This is a genomic window from Streptomyces beijiangensis (assembly GCF_017315755.1).
GTDB lineage: Bacteria > Actinomycetota > Actinomycetes > Streptomycetales > Streptomycetaceae > Streptomyces > Streptomyces beijiangensis.
Window position 1 is genome coordinate 1 of the sequence record NZ_JAFLRJ010000068.1, and the last position, 18983, is coordinate 18983.

At 69.6% G+C, this 18983-nt stretch carries 16 protein-coding genes, 1 tRNA gene and 2 pseudogenes; 6 read left to right on the plus strand and 13 right to left on the minus strand.

Features of this window, described 5'->3' with window-relative positions; translation table 11 throughout:
- Together J0695_RS07950 and J0695_RS07955 are read left to right on the plus strand one after the other, a co-directional pair.
- Positions 1-983 (plus strand): glycosyltransferase family protein (locus J0695_RS07950; RefSeq protein ID WP_206961157.1); only part of this gene is annotated, 983 nt, incomplete at its 5' end.
- The gene (locus J0695_RS07955; RefSeq protein ID WP_206961158.1) at positions 980-2416 is read left to right on the plus strand and encodes an oligosaccharide flippase family protein; all 1437 of its coding nucleotides are present in this window, start codon (positions 980-982) and stop codon (positions 2414-2416) included. The genes J0695_RS07950 and J0695_RS07955, both read left to right, overlap by 4 nt.
- Here J0695_RS07955 and J0695_RS07960 read toward each other — a convergent pair.
- The 9 genes and pseudogenes from J0695_RS07960 to J0695_RS08000 all read right to left on the minus strand — a co-directional run bounded on the left by J0695_RS07960 (position 2395) and on the right by J0695_RS08000 (position 10835).
- Positions 2395-3492 (minus strand): glycosyltransferase, encoded by a 1098-nt coding sequence (locus J0695_RS07960; RefSeq protein ID WP_206961159.1) that lies wholly within the window; start codon positions 3490-3492, stop codon positions 2395-2397. The two genes, J0695_RS07955 and J0695_RS07960, sit on opposite strands and share 22 nt — an antisense overlap.
- Positions 3467-3742: pseudogene (locus J0695_RS07965) on the minus strand (DUF397 domain-containing protein); the annotation flags it as partial. The pseudogene J0695_RS07965 and the gene J0695_RS07960, both read right to left, overlap by 26 nt.
- Before the next feature lie 160 nt (positions 3743-3902).
- A complete protein-coding gene (locus J0695_RS07970) occupies positions 3903-4877 on the minus strand; it encodes an LCP family protein (protein ID WP_206961160.1) in 975 nt (324 codons plus the stop codon).
- 7 nt (positions 4878-4884) lie between these two features.
- Entirely contained in the window at positions 4885-6000 is a 1116-nt protein-coding gene (locus tag J0695_RS07975) for a glycosyltransferase family 4 protein (RefSeq protein WP_206961161.1), read from the minus strand.
- Positions 5997-7175, minus strand: coding sequence for a glycosyltransferase family 4 protein (locus J0695_RS07980; protein ID WP_206961162.1), 1179 nt, complete (start codon positions 7173-7175; stop codon positions 5997-5999). The genes J0695_RS07975 and J0695_RS07980 overlap by 4 nt, the downstream gene beginning before the upstream one ends.
- Positions 7172-7996: an FkbM family methyltransferase gene (locus tag J0695_RS07985; protein ID WP_206961163.1), complete on the minus strand. Its 825-nt coding sequence runs from the start codon at positions 7994-7996 to the stop codon at positions 7172-7174. Before J0695_RS07985 ends, J0695_RS07980 begins: the two co-directional genes overlap by 4 nt.
- A complete protein-coding gene (locus tag J0695_RS07990) occupies positions 7993-8817 on the minus strand; it encodes a WecB/TagA/CpsF family glycosyltransferase (protein ID WP_242552357.1) in 825 nt (274 codons plus the stop codon). The genes J0695_RS07985 and J0695_RS07990 overlap by 4 nt, the downstream gene beginning before the upstream one ends.
- A complete protein-coding gene (locus tag J0695_RS07995) occupies positions 8814-9833 on the minus strand; it encodes an MraY family glycosyltransferase (RefSeq protein ID WP_206961164.1) in 1020 nt (339 codons plus the stop codon). The genes J0695_RS07990 and J0695_RS07995 overlap by 4 nt, the downstream gene beginning before the upstream one ends.
- Positions 9834-9836: 3 nt before the next feature.
- Positions 9837-10835, minus strand: coding sequence for an NAD-dependent epimerase/dehydratase family protein (locus tag J0695_RS08000; protein WP_206961165.1), 999 nt, complete (start codon positions 10833-10835; stop codon positions 9837-9839).
- A gap of 145 nt (positions 10836-10980) precedes the next feature.
- Between J0695_RS08000 and J0695_RS08005 the strand changes: the two genes are divergently transcribed.
- The 3 genes from J0695_RS08005 to J0695_RS08015 all read left to right on the plus strand — a co-directional run bounded on the left by J0695_RS08005 (position 10981) and on the right by J0695_RS08015 (position 15930).
- Positions 10981-12264: a nucleotide sugar dehydrogenase gene (locus J0695_RS08005; protein WP_206961166.1), complete on the plus strand. Its 1284-nt coding sequence runs from the start codon at positions 10981-10983 to the stop codon at positions 12262-12264.
- A 283-nt stretch (positions 12265-12547) separates the two neighbouring features.
- The gene (locus J0695_RS08010) at positions 12548-14842 is read left to right on the plus strand and encodes a (Fe-S)-binding protein (RefSeq protein ID WP_206961167.1); all 2295 of its coding nucleotides are present in this window, start codon (positions 12548-12550) and stop codon (positions 14840-14842) included.
- Between the two features lie 209 nt (positions 14843-15051).
- On the plus strand, positions 15052-15930 hold the full coding sequence (locus J0695_RS08015; RefSeq protein WP_206961168.1) for a Yip1 family protein: 879 nt from the start codon (positions 15052-15054) through the stop codon (positions 15928-15930).
- A 46-nt stretch (positions 15931-15976) separates the two neighbouring features.
- Here J0695_RS08015 and J0695_RS08020 read toward each other — a convergent pair whose 3' ends face one another.
- Together J0695_RS08020 and dcd are read right to left on the minus strand one after the other, a co-directional pair.
- Positions 15977-16465: a phosphoribosyltransferase gene (locus tag J0695_RS08020; protein ID WP_206961169.1), complete on the minus strand. Its 489-nt coding sequence runs from the start codon at positions 16463-16465 to the stop codon at positions 15977-15979.
- Positions 16466-16470: 5 nt separating this feature from the next.
- On the minus strand, positions 16471-17046 hold the full coding sequence (gene dcd, locus J0695_RS08025) for a dCTP deaminase (protein ID WP_206961170.1): 576 nt from the start codon (positions 17044-17046) through the stop codon (positions 16471-16473).
- 499 nt (positions 17047-17545) lie between these two features.
- Here dcd and J0695_RS08030 point away from each other — a divergent pair.
- Positions 17546-17619 (plus strand) — tRNA-Gly (locus tag J0695_RS08030).
- Positions 17620-17670: 51 nt separating this feature from the next.
- Here the strand turns inward: J0695_RS08030 and J0695_RS08035 are convergent.
- Both J0695_RS08035 and J0695_RS08040 read right to left on the minus strand, forming a co-directional pair.
- Positions 17671-17901, minus strand: a pseudogene (locus J0695_RS08035) (tyrosine-type recombinase/integrase); the annotation flags it as partial.
- Between the two features lie 40 nt (positions 17902-17941).
- Complete coding sequence (locus J0695_RS08040) at positions 17942-18952, minus strand: quinone oxidoreductase family protein (protein ID WP_206961171.1); 1011 nt, start codon at positions 18950-18952, stop codon at positions 17942-17944.
- Positions 18953-18983: the final 31 nt, after the last annotated feature.

Below are 18983 nucleotides of genomic sequence, written 5' to 3' on the forward strand. Positions count from 1 at the left end.
TCGTGGCGGCCTTCGCCGCCCTGGCCGCCGAGGGGCACCTCACGCACACCGTGATCTCCCCCCGCGCGGACGGACTCGCGCGCGCCGTCGCGACGGCCGGGGAGGCGGCGCCCCGGCTCGTCTTCGTACAGACGCCAGGATCCTTTCCCTGGAGGGAAGGCCAGGTGCGTGATCTGCTGCGCCTGCTGGGCTCGCCCCCCGTCGTGTTCTGGGAGGGCGACGCCTGGGGCGGGTCCAAGCAACTGCCCCCCGCCGCACGGGCCTGGCTGCGCCACGCGGACGCGGTGTTCAGCGTCGCCGTCGGGGAACAGAAGGCACTGCTCGGAGCTCTCGCTCCCGGCCGGATCGACTACGTACCGAACGTGCTGCCCCTTCCCTCCGCCGAACCGCCCGCCGACACGCCCCCCAGTGACGACATCGCCTTCATCGGCAACCGCTACCTCCGCTTCGGACTGCTGGAACGCGTTGTGGGAAACCGTGACCGGGCCCGCCTCGTACACGGTCTGCAGCGGCTCCCCGGCACCCGCACCCGGGTGTACGGAAGAGGCTGGCGCGGCCCGGGCGCGCGGGGTCCTGTGCCGTTCGCCGAACAGGTCCCCGTCCTGCGCCGAGCCCGTGTCACCGCGGGCTGGGACCACTACAACCACCACCACGGCTACTACTCCGACCGGCTCCCCATTGCCCTGAGTACGGGCCGCAACCACATCAACTCCCGGCAGCCCGGCCTGGACTGGCTGCCCGGGCCCGACCACGGCCTGCATCTCGCGGACACCCCCGAGGCGGCCGTCGAACTCGCCCGCTGCCTGCTGCGAGCGGACCCACAGGCCCTGGCGGCGGCCGGTGCGCGCGGCAGCGCCTGGGTCCGCGAGCGGCTCACCGAACGCGAGGCGCTGCTGCACATGCTCAGTCGGCATCTTCCGCTGCCCGCCCCGCCCGACGACCCGTGGGCCGCCTTCGGTCCCGCCCGGTGCGCGGCGCCATGACCACCGCCCGCTCGGCAGCGCGCAGCCTGCTGTGGAACTACGCGGGGTCGGCCCTGACCGTGGTCCTCCAGCTCGGCTACACGGCCTGCACCGCACGCCTCGTGGCACCCACCGCCTTCGGCGCTTACGCCATCGCCACCGCAGTCCTCGGCTTGCTGGGCTACTTCGCCAACGGCGGAGTAGCCACCTGTCTGCTGCGCACCCCTGAGCTGACGCGTCCCCTCGTCGGGTTGGCGCTACGCACCACCACCATCACCGGCGCCTGCTGCTTCCTCCTCGTCCAACTGGCCGCCCCTGCCGCAGGTGTGCTCTGGGATATTGAGGGGCTGGTGACACTACTGCGCCTGCTGAGCACCCAGTTCCTCGTCGTCCCAGTGGCCCTGGCCGCCTCCGCAGCCCTGCGCCGAATGGGGCTCGCCGCAGAGGTCGTACGGTACGAACTTCTCGGTCAATGCACCGGGTTCGGGCTCTCGGTGATCCTGCTGGGGTACGGCTGGAACCCGTATGCCCTCGCAGTCGCAGCCCCGATCGCCTCCTCCGTCGTGCTCGCGGGCTCGCTGCGGCTGCTCGTCGCCCGGAAGCTCCCCGACGGGCCGCGACCCCCGCTGGCCGAACTCCTCGGCCCCTCCACCTTCTTCGCCGGGCACAGCCTGGTGCAGTACGGCTGCAACACGGCCCCGCTCTGGCTGGCCGGCGCGCTGCTGGGACCGACGACCGTCGGGTACTACTCACGGGCATCGCTGTTCACCGGGCTGCCGCTGACCATGCTGGCCCAGGGCATCAACCGGGCTGTGGCGCCGGTCCTGGCGGAGTCCCACGACGTACGGGCCGAGCGCGACGCGCTGTGTGTCGCCTCAGCGATCGGGCTGATCGGCTTCGGCACCGTCGCGGCCCTCGGGCCGACCGCGCTGCCGCTGCTGCTGGGCCCCGACTGGGAGCTCGCCGGACACCTGGTACCTCTGCTCGCCGCAGGTGCCGCCTTCTCCTTGGTGACATCGGTGGGCGACTCCATCAACCAGGTACGACACGACCCGGCCGCGCTGATCCGCTCCCAGTGCTGGGCAGCAGCAGCTATCGCCTGCACCCTCGGTGCGGCCACCCTGCAGCACAGCCTGACGCTGCTCACGGCAGCTTCGGTGACAGGTCCGCTCGCCGCACACGGGGCTCAGCTTGTCCGCTGGGGACGCCCCTTTTTCGTAACCGCACTTCGCGATCACGCTGCACACGCGGCCGTCGGAGGTGCCCTCTTCGCCATCGGGCCAGCGGCGGAACGCGGCCCGTACACCGGTCTCACAGTCGCTCTGACGGTCCTCGGTGGGCTGGTGCTGCTATGGAAGCGGCTCCCCCTGTACGCCGTGGCGCACCGCCTCGGCCTGACGTCTACCTCTCGATCGGGCCCCGGCCCCGGCCGTCAGCGGGTGACCAGCCGCTGATAGACCTCCGCGTACTCAGCCACGCCTCGGGTCATGCCGTACCGAAGCCGGATCTTCTCGACTGCGTCGACCCCGTCCGACCGGGACCGCTTCTTCGATCGCCGAGCCGCCGAGGCCAACGCATCGGCCAAGGTGCCCGGATCGGTGTCGGCGAGAGTGACAGCCTCGGATACCGAAGCCAACTCCCTCAGCCCAGGAGCGTCCGCGAGGACCGCAGGCAGACCGGTCGCGAGCGCCTCCACTGCGGCAATGCTCATCCCCTCATACCGGGATGGCATCACAAAAACATCGGCGGCATGCAGAATCGGCAGGGCGTGGACCCGTCCGAGGAAACGCACTCGATCCGCCAGACCGAGCCGTTCGGCAAGCGCCCTCTCCGGCCGGTCCTCCGCCTCTTCACCGACATGGAGATAGCGCATGTCTGAAGGGCAGCGCGGATGGGCGAGCGCTGCCAGCACAGCGTCATGCCTCTTCACCGGCGAGCAGTTGCCGACGCTGACCAGCACCGTCTCCGCATCGCCGACCTCCATCGCGGCCCGCGCTCTGCGGCGCTGTTCCAGTTCTGGCGGTACGAATACGGGGTCGTACCAATTGTCGACCACCTGAGCCGGGCTTCGGAACCGGCGCCACTCGTTCTCGGCCACCTCAGACCCCACCGCGACATGCGCGCCCACGCGGGCAACACGTAGGAGACCGCGCTGAACCGTGCGTTCCAGTGCCAGTTTCCCGCTGAAGGAGAAGTTGTTGTGCACAGTACGGACCACATCCGCACCCGCACTGCGCGCCGCCAGCGCGAACCAGAAGTTGCCACGCTCGGCGTGCAGATGGACGATGTCGTACCGTCCTGCAGCCACCCGCGTCCGCAACCGGGCTGGAACGCGTCGCAGCGCACGGTCCGATTCATGACCGACCACGTAGCCGGCCTCGCGCAGTTCGTCCGCGTACGGTCCGGGCACCTCCGCGACAGCGAGAATCTCCGCCTCGACCCCATGGGTACTCCACTGCTCCGCAGCGCTGCGGAGCATGGTCTCGGCCCCAGAGGCCCTGAGCTCATTCAGAACGTGCAGCACGCGCATAGGGCTTGCTCTCTCGTCGCCTGATGTTTCCAGTGACGAGATTAGGGCGATTTGTACCCAATCCCCCGGCATGGGCGCCAGGCAATTCGCGCACGGCTGAAGAATCAGGTCGGACAGAGAGACCCTCAGTCTTGATTGCCGTGACAAACACGGCCCAGCCATCCATCGGGAAGAGTCTGACCGGGACGCACGGATCCTTGGAATCGCGGACTGGGACGGCGTCGCAGAGGTCATCGATGGCCTCGACGCAGGCTCTACATCCGGCAGATCACCATCCTCTAGACCAGCCGTGACATCGGCCGACACCGCAGCGGTCAGGTACGGGGCGAGAGCGTCGAGCAGCAGAGGCCGACTACTGCCGCTTGGACCCACCAGATCGCCCCGCTCGACGGCGACCGGGCACCGGGGAACTACGGACCGTCGACCTTCGCCAGCGGACGGTCCTCGCGCAACGCCTTGAACAGCGCCTTCGACGGTCCGCCAATCAGCCTTAGACGGCCCCAGTACTCGGGGTGGTCCTCGGCCGGCACATTGACCATGGACGTACTACTGCGGCGGATGCGCCGGGCCGCGTCCACCAGGCTGTACATCTCGTCCAGCGAATCAAGGCCCGGATCCGCGGTCAGCGACTGCGTCACCGCGTTCAGCACCGGATACATCCGGGTCGTCTTCGCGAGCATGCCGCCGCTGCGCGTCCGCTCCAGCAGATCGCGCATGAACTGCTTCTGGCGCTCGATGCGCTGCAGGTCGCTGCCGTCGCCGACACCCGTCCTCGCGCGTACGAAGACGAGCGACTGATGCCCGTTCAGATGCTGCTCGCCCGGCTTCAGCACCAGGGTGTCGTCCGGCACCGTCATCGACTGGGGCACCTTGACGTCGACCCCGCCGACCGCGTTCACGATCCGCTCGAAGCCGGAGAAGTCGACGACCAGATGATGGTCGACGCGCACCCCGGTGAGGTCTTCGAAGGTACGGATGGAACAGGCCGAACCCCCGAACTGAAACGCCCAGTTGAACTGGGCGTACTGGGCGCGGCTCCGGCCGCCGCCCGGCTCCCGGCAGCTGGGGATGCTCACCATGAGGTCGCGCGGCACGCTCACCATCGCGACCCGGCTCCGGTCCGCCGACAAGTGCAGCAGGAACGTCGTGTCGGCCCGCTCGCTGCCGTAGTTCCCCTCCTTGTCGGACCCCATCACCAGGATGTTCTGCGCCCCGGGCCGCAGCGCGCGCGGCCGCGCCGCGCGGTCGGCGTCGAGCGCCTGGGTGGCCGCCTCATCGGTACGGATGTTGCCGGTGATCCGCGCATAGAGCATCCAGGCGACCCCGGCCGTGGCCACGATGAGCAGCCCGAGGGCCAGCGACCCGTACCGGACAATGCGCCTCATGCGTACATCACGCGCCATGGATCATCCTCTCCGTTCCATGTGCGAATGCGGCTGCCATTCCCTCGACCGTGTACCGCTGTGCATCGACCCGGCAGGAGCGTCGCATGGACGCCAACCTCCTTGGACTGCAAAGCAGTTGCATCACAGCATCGCTGTAGGCGTCCGGGTCGTCGGTGGTGATCAGAGCGTTCCGCCCGTGCTCCAGATAGCTGAACTCAGGCCCGTGGAATGGCCATCGGGTAGTAGCGACGGGCACCCTGAGGGCGAAGGAGTCGACGGCGCAGAGCCCGACGGCGCCCGGCGTGAGCATGATGTCCGCCGCCGCCCCGAGCAGCGCCTTGTCCCGGTCGGACGCGGTGCCCGTGTAGACCACGGCAGGGCCGGCCCCCTCGACCAGCGCACGCTCGGCGCCGTCCCCGGCCACCAGCAACCTGAACCCCGGGATGCGACGGGCCAGTTCCTCCGCCGCGTCCAGCAGGAAGGGCACCCGCTTGGGGGTGTCGAGGGCGCCAATGTACAGCCCGGTCCGCCCTGCGGTCAGTCCGTACCGCTCGCGGAACTCCCGGAGTTCGGTGTCGCCGACCTTCTCGCGCGCGGCGGCGAGTGAGGCCGTGTCGATCGCGTTGTTCAGGACGGTGATGCACCGCGGCGAGAGACCGGACCGCTCGGCGTACTCGCGGCCCTCGTCGGTGTACGCAAAGAACCAGTCGGCGCGTCGGGTCAGGGCCGCTTTCGCGTGTCGCAGGACGGCCCCGTGGCGCACCGGGCACGTCCTGCCGTGCCCCCAGAGCGCGACCTTCACCCGGCGGCGGGCGAGCAGCGGGTAGGTGTCCAGGTGGCGCAGCTCCTGGCTGAGTACGACGGCGTCGCTGGAGCGGACCACCTCGCGCAGGTCCCGCCAGAGCAGGCGGCGCCCGGCGATCTGCCAATCGCGCTGTCGCAACAGGACGGTTCCGGCGGGGCTGAGACCGTCCCCGCGCCGAGCGGACGAACCGACCGGTCTGCCGTGCGCCACGGTGAGTTCGATGTCCCGGCGGGCGAGCTCCTCGGTCAGCCGGGCGAAGAAAGGGAGCCGGTAGGGGGTGAGGTACGGCTGGACGACAGTCACGCGTGCCGTGTTCATACGGCCGCCACAGGGATCGCACTGGGCAGCGACCCAGCCCCGTGCCCGGACGCCTGCCCGTACATCCGCACGGTCGCGCCCACCCAGGCCTCCTCGCCGTACCGCTGTCCGTACACCTCGCGACAGCGCTCACGCAGCGCGGGGAAATCCCTGCCCGCAGCCCGCAGCGAGTCCGCCAACGGGGTGTCCCAGCCGACGACATGGCCCGTCCCCTCGGCGCGCACCAGCACGGGGACGGTGGAACCTTCAAGGGCCAGTACGGGCAGCCCGGCGGCCAGGGCCTCCAGATAGACCAGCGGTACGCCTTCGAGGCAGCGACTGGGGAAGACCAGTCCCCGGTAGGCGGACAGGCCGCGGCGGAGCTCCTCGCGGCCGAGCGCTCCGAGGAAGCGCACCGAAGCGGGCGCCTCCGCCCGACAGGCCGCTTCCATCGGACCGCTTCCGATCACGTCGAGCCGTTCGCCTTCCGGCCACTTCCGGAGCAGATCGACGATGCCCTTCTCTGGGCTGAGCCGTCCCGCGTACACCCAGGCGGAGCCCGGCCCGGCGGCCGGGGCGTCCACAGGGGAGACGAAGTTGGGGATGAGAGCCGTGCGTCCGACGGGCAGTCCGGCCCGCGCATAGGTGTCGCGGCTCAGCTCCGAGAGCACCACCACCCGGTCCGCCCTGCGCAGCAGCGGGTCCGCGGCCACTCCGCCCCGGCCCGCCCAGGCGAGCGGCAGGGTGGCGGTGCGCGAGCCGCGGTAGCAGCCGTGGCGCAGGCCCGCCCAGCGGTCGCCGGTGAGGCAGCTGGTGCAGTGGCCGGCATCGCGGTAGAGGGTCGCGGCGGCGCACAGCGGGCGGTAGTTGTGCAGGGTCGTCACCAGCGGGCCCGTCCATCCGGACGTCCAGTCGCGGCCGAAGTTCGGGAAGAGGTTGTGGACGTGCACCACGTCAGGTGCGAAGGACCGCAGCTCCCGCACGGGCGAGCGGCCTCGTCCGGTGGCCACGGTGACCGCGCACCTCGCCGCGTAACCGGACCGCTCGCGCAGTTCGTCGGTGCGGGCGGCCACCAGGTGGACGTCGTGCCCGGCCCTGCCGAGTGCCGCGGCCTGTGCGAGCACCGCTTCGTTCTCGCCGCTGGGCGCCTCGGAGCCGTAGAAGCTGTGGACGAGTGCGATCCGCAGGGAGGTCATCCGCGCACCGGCTGGACCGGGAGCTGCTGCTCGCCTGGCTCCTTACGGGCGGCCCCGGAGAAGCGGCTCTCGTTGCGGCCCTCGCGGTCCTCACGGTCCTCGCGGAAGAGCACCAGGTCGCACTGGAGCATCTGACCGGTGCGTGGGTCAGTGAGGCCCGGTACAACGGACATCAGAGTCATCCCCAACTGTCCACCGGCCAGCGCGAGTGCGTGGGTGAACAGCAGTCCGTCCTCAAAGAGCGGAACAAACGAGGCCGCGGTCTGAATGCCCGCGCATTCGCTCGCGCGCTCACCGGCCCCACCCAGGACCCGGCCCTCGTACCCCTGCACGTCCATCTTGAGGAAGACCCGCTCGCCGGGCGCGACGATCTGCTCCCAGATGGTGTCGAGGCGGTGCATCTCGGCGGGCTGTTCACCGGTGTACGAGGCGTGGGGGGCGGCGGCGCGGTGGCGCGGCAGCATGGGGAGCACCGAGCTGCTGGCGCCTGCGTTGCCCGCGACGTTCATGGTCGCCGTGCCCGTCTCGTCGCCGAGCGCGTAGGGGAGGACCGTCCAGTGCGGGTCGTCGGCCGAGACATGGCGCAGTTCCGCGCGCGGTCGGCTGAGCGGCTCGAAGGAGACGATGCGGCCGTTGAATCCGGAGCGGCGCAGCATCGTGCCGTAGCCGCCCGCGTGCGCGCCGACGTCGAGCACCAGGTCGATCTCGAACCGGCGCAGCAGCTGCACGAGTTGGTGTCCCGACCAGTTGGCCGGATAGCGGGCGATGTCGATGCCGAAGCGCTGTGCCGTGCTCCGAATCCGGTGGAGGAGAGTGGTCATCGGCATCCCTTTCGTGTCCCTTTGCAGACGGCCCAGATGAACCTGGGGTGGCCCCACAGCACCCGCCGCCACAGCCGGCGCGGTTCGCTGCAGAGCCGGAAGAGCCATTCGAGGCCGTGGTGCTGCATCCACAGCGGGGCCTGGGGCTTGTTGCCTGAGATGAAGTCGAAGGCCGCGCCGACCGCGACGTATACGGCGGGGTGCGCGGCGGCCAGGCGGGCGGCCTCGTGGTCCTGTTTGGGGGTGCCGAGGCCCAGCCAGACGATCTGAGCGCCGCTGGCTCGGATCCGTACGAGCTGCGACTCCCGCTCCTCGTCGGTCAGTTCGCGGAACGGGGGCGACTCGATGCCCACGATCCTCGCCTGGGGGAAGCGGGTGCGCAGTTCGGCCGCGAGGCGGTCGAGGACCTCCGGGGTGGAGCCGAGGAGGTAGTGGCGTACGTCCGCCGGCCGGCCCTCACGGAAGACGTCGAGGAAGAGGTCGGGGCCGTAGACCCGCATGCGGGGCAGTGAACTCCCCCGGTGCGCAAGGCGGTTGGCCCACACCACGCCCTGGCCGTCGGGGAGGTTCAGGGCCGAGGCGCGGAGCAGGTCGCGCAGCGCGCGGTCCCGGTCGGCCAGGGCCAGGGTGTAGGCGTTGCAGAGGTGCACGTCGGCGGCCTCGCCCCGTACCGCCATCGCGACCAGGGTCTCGGCGGCGCGGGCGGGGGTGGTCGCGGCCACCGGGACGCCCGCGCAGGGGACGGTCGTCAGGGTCATGCCCGCAGTCGTCGGTGTGATGCCCGCGGTCGTCGGTGTCATGCCCGCAGTCGTCGGTGTCATGCCCGCACCTGCGCCGTCTCGATGGCGGGGGTACGCGTCCGGGCGGGCGCCCGTGTCGTCCCGTACACCCGGACCTTCAGCAGCCGTACGACGGCCAGCAGCGCCCCCGCCACGAACACCAGCGCCGCCGAGGGCGGCAGCACTCCGCGGTGGATCAGGATCCCGGCACCCGTCCCCGCCGCCGCCGCGAGCCCCAGCACCACGGCCGCGCCCTGCACGGTCAGCCCGAGCCTGCGGAGCCGGTGGGCGATGTGGTCCGTGCCGCCGAGCAGCAGTGGCCGGCCCGCACGGCGGCGGGAGGCGACGACCAGCGCGGTGTCGGCGGTGACCACCAGGGTCAGCGTGAGCAGGCCGCCGGCGGCCTGCGCCGGGGTCGAGCCCGCGTGGACCGCGACGGCCGCCGACGCCAGCACGAAACCGGTGAAGAGCGAGCCGCAGTCGCCCAGGAAGATCCGGGCCGGATGCCAGTTGTGGACGAGGAATCCACCGAGCGCGGCGGCCAGCAGGCAGAGCACCACGGCGAGGCCGGGACGGTCGGCGGCGACCGCGCAGGGCGCGAGCCCCAGCGCGGTGACCGCGCCGACCGCGCCCATCGCACCGTCCGAATTGTCCAGCAGATTGAAGGCGTTGGTGACGAAGACGATCCAGCCGACGGCCAGCACGCCGGTGAGGAGCGTGAGCCCGGTGTCGTACGCGACGACGGCAGCCGCCCCCGTCTCGACGGCCAGCCGCGGCCGCGCCCCCAGGGGCCGGAGGTCGTCCACCAGGCCGGTCAGCGCGACCGCCCCGCCCGCCGCGAGCAGCGGCACGGGCACGTCCCAGGGGCCGATCGCCGCGACGGTCAGGGTGGCCGTGACGACCGCGACCCCGCCGAAGTGCGGGGTGGGACGGGTATGGCCCTTATGGGCGCCGGGGCGGTCGAGAACTCCGGTGCGCACGGCGAGCGCCCGCAGGCCCTCGGTGAGCAGGGCGGCGAGGAAGAGTGCGGCGGCTGTGGCCGCGAGTCCGTACAACACCCGTCAGACCAGGGCCGGTTCGAGTTCGCAGCGCGCTTCGGCGATCGTCGCGTCGAGGATGTCGTCGAGGGACCGCCTGGGAGTCCAGCCGATGAGGGCCCGCAGGCGCCCGGTGTCGGGGAGGCGCCTTTCCATGTCCTCGAAGCCGGTCGGGTACGCCTGCGCGTACGGCACCAGTTCCAGCGGGGACGGCGAGCCGCTGCGCCGCACGATGCGGGCCGCGAGGTCCGCGATCGTCGTCTCCTCGGCCGTGCCGATGTTGAAGACCTGGCCGGCCGCGCCCGCCCCGCCGAGGAGACCGAGGAGCCCGAGCAGTGCTTCCACCACGTCCGCGACATGCGCGAAGCAGCGCCGCTGGCTGCCGTCGCCGTGCACCGTCAGCGGTGCGCCCGCGACCGCCTGGCGGACGAGGCGCGGCACGACCATCCCGTACGCGGGGGACTGCCGCGGCCCGACGGTGTTGAAGAGCCGCACCACTGTGGTGGGCAGGCCCAGTTCGCGGTGGTAGGCGAAGGCCAGGATCTCGTCGACCGCCTTGGCCGTGGAGTACGACCAGCGGGCGACGGAGGTCGCGCCGAGGATGCGGTCCGAGGTCTCGGTGAGGGGGCCCGCCGAGTTCTTTCCGTAGATCTCCGACGTGGAGGCGAGCAGGATCGGTCGGCCGTGGCGGTGCGCGGCCTCGATCACGTTCTCGGTGCCGCGCACGTTGGTGCGGAAGGACGTCAGCGGCTGCTCGACGATCAGCTTGACGCCGACCGCGGCCGCGAGATGCACCACCCGGTCGCAGCGGCCGGTGAGTTCGTCGACGAGGCGGCCGTCGAGGACGGAGCCGCGGATGAAGCGCAGCCGCGGGTTGGGCCAGGCCGCGTCGAGGTTGGACCTGCTGCCGGTCGAGAGGTCGTCGAGCACGACCACGGTGTGGCCCTGTGCGAGGAGCGCGTCGGTGAGATGCGAGCCGATGAAACCGGCACCACCGGTGACCAGGTACGTCGAGGGATTCATGCGCCGCCCGTTCGGTTGCGGTTGCCGTTGCGGTATCGGGGTGATGCCGGAACGGCATCTGGCTCAGCCATCCACAAGGTAGTTCGTTATGTCCCAATATGTGTCGAATAACACGACCGCTTCCGCTGAATCGGGGAACCACCGCATGAGCACAGCAATCTCGGCCCCCACCACGCACCTGGCCGTCGTCGGACTGGGCTACGTCGGACTGCCGCTGGCCGTCCGGGCCGCGGAGGCGGGGTTCCTGGTCACCGGCCTGGACACCGACGAACTGCGCGTCAAGCGGCTGGGCGCCGGGGACTCGTACATCGAGGACATCACCGGCGAACGGCTGATCGCCGTCCTCGACTCCGGACGGCTGCGGGTCTCCACGGCGTACGCCGACGCGGCCGGCCTCGACGTCTGCGTCATCACCGTGCCCACGCCACTGCGGGACGGGGTCCCCGACCTGAGTTACGTGGAGAGCGCGGGCCGCGCCGTCGCCCCTCTCCTGACCCCCGGCGCGACGGTGGTCCTGGAGTCGACGACGTACCCCGGCACGACCGAGGAGATCCTGCTCCCCCTCCTGGAGGAGGGCAGCGGGCTGCGGGCGGGACCCGAGGGGTTCCACCTGGGCTACAGCCCCGAGCGCATCGACCCGGGCAACGCACGCTGGGACCTGGTGAACACCCCCAAGATCGTCTCCGGCATCGACGACCACGCACTGGAGGCGGTCGAGGCCTTCTACGACCGGATCGTGACGCGGACGGTCCCGGTCTCCTCGCTGCGCACGGCCGAGCTCACCAAACTGCTGGAGAACACCTTCCGGCACGTCAACATCGCCCTCGTCAACGAACTGGCGATGTGCGCGCGGCCGCTCGGCGTCGACATCTGGGAAGCGGTGGGGGCGGCGGCGACGAAGCCCTTCGGCTTCATGCCGTTCCTGCCGGGACCGGGCGTCGGCGGACACTGCCTGCCGGTCGATCCCTCGTATCTGTCGTGGCAGGTGCGGCGGCAGCTGAAGCACGACGTCAAGTTCGTCTCGCTCGCCAACGAGATCAACGAGCACATGCCGGAGTACGTGGTGCGGCGGGTGGCGGAGGGGCTGCGGAAGGAGCTCGGGATGGAGCTGGCCGGCGCCCGGGTGCTGGTGCTCGGCCTCGCGTACAAGCGGAACACGGGGGATGTGCGCGAGTCCCCCGCGGTCGAGGTCGCCGGGCTGCTGAAGGAGCGCGGGGCCAGGGTCCGGGCCGTGGAGCCGTACGCCGAACCGTTCCTCCTGCCGCGCGACCTGCTCTGCGTGGAGCTGACGGAGGACGAGGTGCGGGAGGCGGACGCGGTGGTCGTGGCGACGGACCACGACGTCTTCGACTACGCGATGGTCGAGCGGTGCGCGTCGTACGTCTTCGATGCGCGCAACCGGTGCGGGACGGGCACCGACCGGCTGTGAGACCAGACCGACCGGCTGTGAGACCGGACCGCCCGACTGTGAGACCGGACCGCCCGACTGTGAGACCGGACCGCCCGGCTGTGAGACCGGACCGTCCGGCCGGGCCGGGACAAGGCTGTGAGACTGGGCCGGGACCGGGCTGTGAGGCTCACCTCAGCGACACAGATCACCGCCGGCCCGACTACATTGCGACCGCGGAAATGGGTAGTCTCAGACGGACTGCATAAGTTACCGCTTAGTAATCGTTCTGAAGCCCATCCCTCGCAGGCCCGAGGAGCCCCCAATGCAACTCGCCGCGATCATTGTGTCGCTGGTGCTGACCGTCGTCGGCATCGCGCTCATCGCGCGAGCCGTCGCGCAGATCTACCGGTTCGTAAAGCTCGGCCAGTCCGTCCCCGCGGGCAGCCGTACCGACAACCCCAAGGCCCGAACGATCACCCTGGCCAGGGAGTTCCTCGGGCACAGCCGGATGAACCGGTGGGGCATCGTCGGCTTCGCGCACTGGTTCGTCGCGATCGGCTTCCTGACGCTGCCGCCGACCCTGATCCAGGCGTTCGGCCAGCTGTTCCAGGCCGACTGGGTGCTCCCCTGGGGGATCGGCACCTTCGTACCCCTGGAGATGTACACCGAGTTCATCGGACTCGCGACGACCGTCGGCATCCTGATCCTGATGGCGATCCGGCTCTCCAACCTGCCCTCGCGGGCCGGCCGCAAGTCGCGGTTCGCCGGCTCGAAGATGGGCCAGGCGTACTTCGTCGAGTACGTCATCCTCATCATCGGCCTCGCGATCCTGCCCCTGCGCGGCCTTGAGGGCGCGATCTCGGGCGTGCACCACTACGAGGCCGCGTACTTCGTCTCGTATCCGCTGGTCCTGGCCTTCAAGGGGCTGAGCCTGGGCGCGCTGCAGAACCTGATCTACTTCACCGCCATGGTGAAGATCGGGACCTCCTTCATCTGGATGATCACGGTCTCGCTCAACACCAACATGGGTGTGGCCTGGCACCGCTTCCTCGGCTTCCCGAACATCTGGTTCAAGCGCAACGCCGACGGCGCGGTCGCGCTGGGCGCGCTCCAGCCGATGACGTCAGGCGGCCAGGAGATCGACTGGGAGGACCCGGCCGAGGACGCCGTCTTCGGTGTCTCCCAGGTCGAGCAGTTCTCCTGGAAGGGCATCCTCGACTTCTCCACGTGTACGGAGTGCGGCCGCTGCCAGTCGCAGTGCCCGGCCTGGAACACGGGCAAGCCGCTCTCCCCCAAGCTCCTCGTCATGTCGCTGCGCGACCACGCGCACGCCAAGGCCCCGTACCTGCTCGCAGGCGGCGGCAAGGACGCCGAGGGCAACGAGAAGGCGTCCGCCGAGCAGCTCAAGGACGTTCCCGCCGCGGCTCTCGCGGAGGCCGAGCGCCCGCTGATCGGCACCCTCGAAGAGAACGGCGTCATCGACCCGGACGTCCTGTGGTCCTGCACCAGCTGCGGCGCCTGCGTCGAGCAGTGCCCGGTCGACATCGAGCACATCGACCACATCGTCGACATGCGCCGCTACCAGGTGATGATCGAGTCCGCCTTCCCCTCGGAGGCCGGCACGATGCTCAAGAACCTGGAGAAGAAGGGCAACCCCTGGGGGCTTGCCAAGAAGCAGCGCGTCGAGTGGACCAAGGAGGTCGACTTCGAGGTCCCGATCGTCGGACAGGACGTCGAGGATCTGACCGAGGTCGACTACCTGTACTGGGTCGGCTGCGCGGGCGCGCTGGAGGACCGGGCGAAGAAGACCACCAAGGCCTTCGCGGAGCTGCTGAACATCGCGGGCGTCAAGTTCGCGATCATGGGCGGCGACGAGAAGTGCACCGGTGACTCCGCCCGCCGCCTCGGCAACGAGCCGCTGTTCCAGCAGCTCGGCCAGGAGAACGTCGCGATGCTGAACATGGCGTACGGCGAAGACGACGAAGACCCCGGGACGAAGAAGCCCAAGTCGTCGAAGAAGATCGTCGCGACCTGCCCGCACTGCTTCAACACCATCGCGAACGAGTACCCGCAGCTGGGCGGCGAGTTCGAGGTCATCCACCACACGCAGCTGCTCCAGCACCTCATCGACGAGGGCAAGCTGATCCCGGTGACCCCGGTCGAGGGACTCATCACGTACCACGACCCCTGCTACCTGGGCCGTCACAACAAGGTCTACACGCCGCCGCGCGAGATCATGTCCGCCGTCCCCGGGCTGCGCCAGCAGGAGATGCACCGCCACAAGGAACGCGGCTTCTGCTGCGGCGCCGGCGGTGCCCGGATGTGGATGGAGGAGCGGATCGGCAAGCGCATCAACAACGAGCGCGTCGACGAAGCCCTTTCGCTCAACCCGGACATCGTCTCCACGGCCTGCCCGTTCTGCCTGGTCATGCTGACCGACTCGGTCAACGGCAAGAAGGCTGAATCCGAAAGCGGCTCCGCCGCGGGCGTCAAGCCCAAGGAAACCCTCCAGGTCGTCGACGTCGCGCAGCTGCTGCTCGACTCGGTGAAGGTCCCCGCGGACCCGGCCGGCTCGGAGGAGCCCGAGAGCGCGCCGGAGCCCGAACCGGTGAAGTAATCCGTCGTACGGACACAGGAGCGGCCGGACCTGCCTCGGGGGCAGGACCGGCCGTTTCCGTCTCCTCCCGGCGCCGGTCCATCCGTCGGTCCATCCCCCGGTCCATCCCCTCGGGGATCCCCCGTAAGGGATGTCACAGGTCAGCAGCAATGCCGGGCCCGTTCGCCCGCCCCGGCACCAGGCCGCCCCGGAGCAGGTACGTTCGATGCGTGGCTGGATTCAGGAACGGACGCGGCCGTGACAACCGCACAGCGCGACAGCAACCGCAGCAGCAGCCGTACGGACAGCAGGCACCGCCTCCGCCGTACGGCAGCCAGGGCATGCAGCAGCAGTGGCCGCAGGCCCAGCAGGGCTACGGGCAGGGCGGGCAGCACGGACAGGGCGGGCAGGGCGAGCCGGAGTACTTCGGCGACCCGTACGCCCAGGACCCGTACGCGCCGAACAGCGCCAACAACCCGGGCCACACCCAGGCTTTCTCGATCAACGAGGACCCGTACGGCGACGGCAACACCTACCGCGCCGGCAACACCCCGGCCCCGCCCGTCGGCCCCCGCCTGCACTGGAAGGACCTGCTGCGCGGCATCGTGCTGCGGCCGGGCCCGACCTTCTGGCAGATGCGCGACCACGCCGTCTGGGGCCCCGCGCTGATCGTCACGTTCCTCTACGGAATGCTGGCGCTCTTCGGCTTCGACAAGGCCCGCGAGGACGCGGTCAACGCGACGCTCTCCACGGCGATCCCGTACGTCCTGACGACCGGCGTCTCGATCGTCATCGGCGGCCTGATCCTCGGTGCCGTGACGCACACGCTTGCCCGTCAGCTGGGCGGCGACGGCTCCTGGCAGCCCACGGTCGGCCTCTCCATGCTGATCATGTCGATCACCGACGCCCCGCGGCTCCTCTTCGCCCTGTTCCTGGGCGGCGAGAACAGCCTGGTGCAGATCATCGGCTGGGCGACCTGGCTGGCGGCGGGAGCGCTCTTCACCTCGATGGTCAGCAAGTCCCACGACCTGCCCTGGCCGAAGGCCCTGGCTGCGTCCGCCATCGAACTGCTCGCACTGCTCTCGCTGCTCAAACTCGGCACGATCTGAGCAGCAGGGACAGCGGCCGCCCTGGGCCGAGGCCCAGGGCCCAGGGCTAGGAGTCGAGAACCTGTCCCTCGCGCCGCACGACCGGCGGCTCCACGCTCCACGGGAAGTTGATCCAGTCGTCCGTGCGCTTCCACACGTACTCGCACTTCACCAGCGAGTGGGACTTCTCGTAGATGACGGCGCTGCGCACCTCGGCCACCGCACCGAGGCAGAAGTCGTGCACCAGCTTCAGCGTCTTCCCGGTGTCGGCGACATCGTCGGTGATGAGCACCTTCTTGTCCGAGAAATCAATCACGTTGGGGACGGGCGCCAGCATGACCGGCATCTCCAGGGTCGTGCCCACACCCGTGTAGAACTCGACGTTCACGAGCTGGATGTTCTTGCAGTCCAGCGCGTAGGCGAGTCCACCCGCGACGAAAACGCCGCCCCGGGCGATGCTGAGCACGATGTCGGGCTCGTATCCGTCATCGGCAACGGTCTGCGCGAGCTCGCGCACCGCGACGCCGAATCCCTCGTAGGTCAGTTCTTCGCGCACCGTGCTCACACCTGGGTCCGGTGGAAGTTGAGGAAGGACCGCGAGGCCGTCGGCCCCCGCTGGCCCTGGTACCGGGAGCCGTACCGCTCGCTGCCGTAAGGGTGTTCGGCGGGCGACGAGAGCCGGAACAGGCACAACTGCCCGATCTTCATCCCCGGCCACAGCTTCATGGGCAGTGTCGCGACATTGGAGAGTTCGAGCGTCACATGTCCGGAGAACCCAGGGTCGATGAACCCGGCGGTCGAGTGCGTCACCAGACCGAGCCGGCCCAGCGAGCTCTTCCCCTCCAGCCGCGACGCGACGTCGTCCGGCAGCGAGATGACCTCGTAGGTCGACGCCAGCACGAACTCGCCGGGGTGCAGGATGAACGCCTCGTCGCCCTCGGGCTCCACAAGCCGCGTCATTTCCGCCTGCTCGACGGCGGGATCGATATGCGGGTAGCGGTGGTTCTCGAACACCCGGAAGAACCGGTCGAGACGCACATCAATGCTGGATGGCTGCACCATCGATTCGTCGTACGGATCGAGGCGTACACGTCCGGCGTCGATCTCGGCCCGGATGTCCTTGTCTGAGAGAAGCACGCCACGAGGATACGCAGAGCGCGCGGCCCCGCCCCAATCGGACGGCCCGCGCGCCTGTACTCCGCTCGCTCCTGTTTCCTGCTTCGGTGACCGCTCGCTCCTGCTACCGCTGCTCCGCCGCCACCGGCACGGCATGCCGCAACCGCGCACAGCGTGGACAGCGGATGAGCCGGCCGGGGCCGAGCCGCTCGGCCCCGAGCTGCTGCATCGGAAACGAGTTGGTACTGAACACATGCCCTTCGGCACAGCGGACGACGGTACGTTCCATCGGGTCCATCAAGTCCCTTCCCCATCAAGCGTGGACGAGAAAACGCCACATTAAGGGATGAACAGGACAGCAATCCAACCGGCACTCCGGTCACTCACGGTACGCCTCAACTTCCTTCCCCCGCACCGGGATCACCTCCCCGGACAGCAGGACGGCCCCGGAGCAGATGCACCTGGGGCCGGCCATGAGGTAAGGTGAGCGACGCTGCGACCCCCTCAGGGGACACACCGCGCGAGTGTAGTTTAATGGTAGAACATGAGCTTCCCAAGCTCAGAGCGCGGGTTCGATTCCCGTCACTCGCTCCACGACAAACCCCCAGGTCAACGACCCGGGGGTTCTTTGTTGTCTAGACCGCGTTAAGCGTCTTGCACCAGATCCGCACCAGAAGGCCCGTCGTCGTCCTTCGCAGCAGCTTCGTTCCGCTTGGCCCGCACCATCTTGTCAAGGCCGGCCGCGACCTCTTGCTGACGCTCATGGTCGGAGTGCTGATAGATCAGCGCGGCCTTCTCCGAGGACTGCCCGGCACGGACCATCGTGTCCTTGAGCGGTGTCGGGGATCTTGGCGATGACGGTCGGCCATGCCCTCGACATCCCAGTCTCCAAGATCCCCGACCTCGTCACCCGCGATCAGCTCTGCGTCTCCTCGCGGCGTCCAATAGCGGCCGCATCGGGTACGACGAGCAGCTTGCCGGTGGTACGCCGAGCCTCGAGATCGCTGTGGGCCTGGGCGGCCTCGGACAATGCGTAGCGGCCCGTTACGGTGACCTCAAGCGCCTTGGAGCGCACCCACTCGAACACATCGGCGGCCCGTCGGAGCAGTTCGGACCGATCGGCGATGAAGTCCCCGAGGCTGGGCCGGATCAGGGTCAGCGAACCGCCGTGGGCGAGCCGAATCGGATCAAACGGCGGCACGGCACCACTTGCCGCGCCGAAGAGCACGAGATGGCCGCGAGTTCGCAGGCTGGCGAGGCTCGCATCGAAGGTGTGCGCGCCGACGCCGTCGAAGACAACCGGCAGTCCCTGACCGTCGTTGAGCCTCCTCACCTCGGCTGCGAGATCGTCGACTGCGGAGGAAAGGATCACCTCAGCGGCCCCGGCACGCTTCGCCAGCTCGGCCTTCGCCGTGGTCGACGTCGTGCCGATCACCCTGCCGCCGAGATGGGTGATGAGCTGGGTCAAAAGCAGCCCCATGCCACCAGCAGCCGCATGCACGAGCACCGTGTCGCCCCCCTGAACCGGGTAGGCGTCCTTGACGAGATAGTGCGCGGTCATGCCTTGGAGGAGCACGGCGGCGGCTGTCTCGAAGCCGATATCGTCGGGCAGCGGCACCAGCCGGGAGGAGTCCACGACGGCCCGCTCGGCATACGTGCCAGGAATCTCCACCCAACCGACCCGGTCCCCCACTGCGACGTCAGCGACGCCGGGTCCAACTTCGACGACCGTGCCGGCGCCCTCAGCGCCCGGGGTGAAGGGCAGCGGGAGGCTGTACCGGCCTTCGCGGTGGTAGACGTCCAGGAAGTTGACCCCGGATGCGGCGACCTCCACGATCGCCTCGCCCGGACCCGGCCGCGGCTGGTCCACCTTGGCCTCCTGCAGCACCTCGGGACCGCCCACTTCGTATACCTGAATCGCTCGCATGACTCTCCCATTCCGGCTCACATCCCCCACC